Genomic DNA, 4,887 nt, shown 5'->3' with positions numbered 1-4,887 from the left:
AAAAAAAAGTGCATCCAAAGCTTGCGGGAGTGGAAATCTTGTGTACTTTTGCACCCGCATTCAAGGCGAAGTTCTTAGACACACACTGTAAAAGCAATCGAAATAAATCTGAAGAAAGATTTGCAGGAATGGGAAAAGGTTTCTATCTTTGCCACCCGCAAAACGACGGAAATTTTGAGATTGTGGGGGCTGAAAAAATAAATTAAAAATAATTTAAAAAAGGCTTGCAGGTTAGAAAAAGAATCGTACTTTTGCACCCGCTTTGAGACACAGGCGAAAAAATAAAGAAGACACGTTCATAGACATATTGAATTGACAGCCGTCCCGTTAGTGATAACGGGACAAAGAAAAAAGAAAGTAAGGTGGATCGCAAGATTTACAGATGTTAGAGATTCGTCGAAAATACTGGGCAGGGATTTATCCCGGTCCGAACAATATACGATGAAGAGTTTGATCCTGGCTCAGGATGAACGCTAGCGGCAGGCTTAACACATGCAAGTCGAGGGGTATGGGAAGCTTGCTTTCCAGAGACCGGCGCACGGGTGCGTAACGCGTATGCAACCTACCTTGGACAGGGGGATAGCCCAGAGAAATTTGGATTAATACCCCATGGCATTACGGGATGGCATCATCCTGCAATTAAAGTCACAACGGTCCAAGATGGGCATGCGTCCCATTAGCTAGATGGTAAGGTAACGGCTTACCATGGCGACGATGGGTAGGGGTCCTGAGAGGGAGATCCCCCACACTGGTACTGAGACACGGACCAGACTCCTACGGGAGGCAGCAGTGAGGAATATTGGTCAATGGGCGCAAGCCTGAACCAGCCATGCCGCGTGCAGGATGACGGTCCTATGGATTGTAAACTGCTTTTGTACGGGAAGAAACAGTTCTTCGTGAAGAACCTTGACGGTACCGTAAGAATAAGGATCGGCTAACTCCGTGCCAGCAGCCGCGGTAATACGGAGGATCCAAGCGTTATCCGGAATCATTGGGTTTAAAGGGTCCGTAGGCGGCCTGGTAAGTCAGTGGTGAAAGCCCATCGCTCAACGGTGGAACGGCCATTGATACTGCCAGGCTTGAATTTCCAGGAAGCAACTAGAATATGTAGTGTAGCGGTGAAATGCTTAGATATTACATGGAATACCAATTGCGAAGGCAGGTTGCTACTGGTGGATTGACGCTGATGGACGAAAGCGTGGGTAGCGAACAGGATTAGATACCCTGGTAGTCCACGCCGTAAACGATGGATACTAGCTGTTGGGGGCAACCTCAGTGGCTAAGCGAAAGTGATAAGTATCCCACCTGGGGAGTACGAACGCAAGTTTGAAACTCAAAGGAATTGACGGGGGCCCGCACAAGCGGTGGAGCATGTGGTTTAATTCGATGATACGCGAGGAACCTTACCAAGGCTTAAATGTAGGTTGACCGGCTTGGAAACAGGCCTTTCGCAAGACAACTTACAAGGTGCTGCATGGTTGTCGTCAGCTCGTGCCGTGAGGTGTCAGGTTAAGTCCTATAACGAGCGCAACCCCTGTTGTTAGTTGCCAGCGAGTCATGTCGGGAACTCTAACAAGACTGCCAGTGCAAACTGTGAGGAAGGTGGGGATGACGTCAAATCATCACGGCCCTTACGCCTTGGGCTACACACGTGCTACAATGGCCGGTACAGAGAGCAGCCACTGGGCGACCAGGAGCGAATCTACAAAACCGGTCACAGTTCGGATCGGAGTCTGCAACTCGACTCCGTGAAGCTGGAATCGCTAGTAATCGGATATCAGCCATGATCCGGTGAATACGTTCCCGGGCCTTGTACACACCGCCCGTCAAGCCATGGAAGCTGGGGGTGCCTGAAGTCGGTGACCGCAAGGAGCTGCCTAGGGTAAAACTGGTAACTAGGGCTAAGTCGTAACAAGGTAGCCGTACCGGAAGGTGCGGCTGGAACACCTCCTTTCTAGAGAAAGACGCAATTTATGATTATGTGGTCGAAGGACCGCTTTACTTTCTGCTGTTGATTTAAATAAAGCAATTCAAGCAAAAAACAGAGTCTCGTAGCTCAGCTGGTTAGAGTACTACACTGATAATGTAGGGGTCGGCAGTTCGAGTCTGCCCGGGACTACTATTTTAACTTGAGAAGGAAATTTTAGAGGTTGAGTAACCGTTTCAAGTACTGTTAACTGAAAACCGTTAACTGACAACTAAAAGACGGGGGATTAGCTCAGCTGGCTAGAGCGCCTGCCTTGCACGCAGGAGGTCATCGGTTCGACTCCGATATTCTCCACTACATTCCTGTGAAAACAGGAATCTCAGAAGTGAATCTGTCATTAATTTGAGAGTTTATCTGATGAGATACCCAGTCAAGCTGGGTATATAACGTTCATTGACATATTGAGATAAGAAAATATTAAAAAGTAGAAAGCATTCTGACTTATTTATAAGGAAGGATAAAAAAAACGGTCTCGTTGTTTACAACGAGATTGGTACAATAAGCAAAATAAGGGCGTATGGGGGATGCCTAGGCTCTCAGAGGCGATGAAAGGCGTGATAAGCTGCGAAAAGCTGCGGGGACGAGCACACATCGATCGATCCGCAGATACCTGAATGGGGCAACCCGGCATGTTGAAGACATGTCACTCCGATAGGAGGGCAAACCCGCTGAACTGAAACATCTAAGTAGGCGGAGGAGAAGAAAACAAAAGTGATTCCGTAAGTAGTGGCGAGCGAACGCGGATTAGCCCAAACCAGTGCTGTTACGGCAGTGCTGGGGTTGTAGGACCACGACATTTTATGCATGCAGAACCGGAAGTTGCTGGAAAGTGACGCCATAGAGGGTGATAGCCCCGTATGGGTAATAAATGTAATAGATAGTGGTATCCTGAGTAGGGCGGGGCACGTGAAACCCTGTCTGAATTTGGCGGGACCATCCGCTAAGGCTAAATACTCCTGAGAGACCGATAGTGAACCAGTACCGTGAGGGAAAGGTGAAAAGAACCGTGAATAACGGAGTGAAACAGATCCTGAAACCATACGCCTACAAGCGGTCGGAGCCCTTTAGTGGGGTGACGGCGTGCCTTTTGCATAATGAGCCTACGAGTTAACGTTGCTGGCAAGGATAAGTGGTTAAGCCATGGATCCGTAGCGAAAGCGAGTCTGAATAGGGCGCCATAGTCAGTAGTGTTAGACGCGAAACCGTGTGATCTACCCATGGGCAGGATGAAGCTGTGGTAACACACAGTGGAGGTCCGAACCGGTTGTCGTTGAAAAGACTTCGGATGACCTGTGGGTAGGGGTGAAAGGCCAATCAAACTCGGAAATAGCTCGTACTCCCCGAAATGCATTTAGGTGCAGCGTTATGCGTAAAGTTATATAGAGGTAGAGCTACTGATTGGATGCGGGGGCTTCACCGCCTACCAATTCCTGACAAACTCCGAATGCTATATAATGTTTCATAACAGTGAGGGCTTGGGTGCTAAGGTCCAAGTCCGAGAGGGAAAGAACCCAGACCATCAGCTAAGGTCCCCAAATATATGCTAAGTTGAAAGAACGAGGTCCGACTGCACAGACAGCTAGGATGTTGGCTTGGAAGCAGCCATTCATTTAAAGAGTGCGTAACAGCTCACTAGTCGAGCGGTCGGGCATGGATAATAATCGGGCATAAGCATATTACCGAAGCTATGGATTTGCAATTTATTGCAAGTGGTAGGGGAGCATTCCCACAGGGTTGAAGGTGTATCGTAAGGTATGCTGGACCGGTGGGAAAAGAAAATGTAGGCATAAGTAACGATAATGCGGGCGAGAAACCCGCACACCGAAAGACTAAGGTTTCCTCAGCTATGCTAATCAGCTGAGGGTTAGTCGGGTCCTAAGGCGAACCCGAAAGGGACAGTCGATGGCCAACGGGTTAATATTCCCGTACTACTTGTTACTGTGATGGGGTGACGGAGTGATGAAAGCGCCGCGGACTGACGGAATAGTCCGTTGAAGGTTGTAGCTATAGGGACTGTAGGCAAATCCGCAGATCCTGGCAAAGACCGATAGTACCCGGAGCCTTCGGGTAAAGGGATAGTGCGCCTAAGGGCTTCCAAGAAAAACCTCTAAACTTCAGGTAACAAGTACCCGTACCGTAAACCGACACAGGTAGTCGAGGAGAGAATCCTAAGGTGCTCGAGAGATTCATGGCTAAGGAATTAGGCAAAATAGACCTGTAACTTCGGGAGAAAGGTCGCCTCGTGCAAACGAGGCCGCAGTGAAGAGGTCCAGGCGACTGTTTATCAAAAACACAGGGCTCTGCAAAATCGTAAGATGAAGTATAGGGCCTGACACCTGCCCGGTGCTGGAAGGTTAAGAGGAGATGTTATCTTCGGAGAAGCATTGAATTGAAGCCCCAGTAAACGGCGGCCGTAACTATAACGGTCCTAAGGTAGCGAAATTCCTTGTCGGGTAAGTTCCGACCTGCACGAATGGTGTAACGATCTGGACACTGTCTCAGCCATGAGCTCGGTGAAATTGTAGTAGCGGTGAAGATGCCGCTTACCCGCAGTGGGACGAAAAGACCCTGTGCACCTTTACTATAGCTTAGTATTGACTTTGGACAAGTGATGTGTAGGATAGGTGGGAGACTTCGATCCAGCGTCGCCAGGCGTTGGTTAGTCATTGTTGAAATACCACCCTTTGCTTGTCTGAAGCCTAACCCCGTAATGCGGGGGACATTGCTTGGTGGGTAGTTTGACTGGGGTGGTCGCCTCCAAAAGAGTAACGGAGGCTTCTAAAGGTTCCCTCAGTACGCTTGGTAACCGTGCGTAGAGTGCAATGGCATAAGGGAGCTTGACTGAGAGACATACAGGTCGATCAGGTACGAAAGTAGAGCATAGTGATCCGGTGGTTCCG

At 48.9% G+C, this 4,887-nt stretch carries 1 protein-coding gene, 2 tRNA genes and 2 rRNA genes; all 5 read left to right on the top strand.

All coding sequences use genetic code 11. From position 1 onward, the window contains the following. Positions 1-206, top strand: a 206-nt coding sequence (locus J2X31_RS18165; RefSeq protein WP_310029010.1) for a hypothetical protein, incomplete at its 5' end; no start/stop codon positions are given. A gap of 232 nt (positions 207-438) precedes the next feature. Beyond that, positions 439-1,954, top strand: a 16S ribosomal RNA gene (locus tag J2X31_RS18160). Positions 1,955-2,045: 91 nt separating this feature from the next. Further along, positions 2,046-2,119 (top strand) — tRNA-Ile (locus J2X31_RS18155). 88 nt (positions 2,120-2,207) lie between these two features. Beyond that, positions 2,208-2,281 (top strand) — tRNA-Ala (locus J2X31_RS18150). A gap of 203 nt (positions 2,282-2,484) precedes the next feature. Beyond that, positions 2,485-4,887: ribosomal RNA gene (locus tag J2X31_RS18145) — 23S ribosomal RNA — on the top strand; the annotation flags it as partial.

It is taken from the genome of Flavobacterium arsenatis, assembly GCF_031456785.1.
Taxonomy (GTDB): Bacteria; Bacteroidota; Bacteroidia; order Flavobacteriales; family Flavobacteriaceae; genus Flavobacterium; species Flavobacterium arsenatis.
This window is presented reverse-complemented; position numbering and strand designations above follow the sequence as displayed.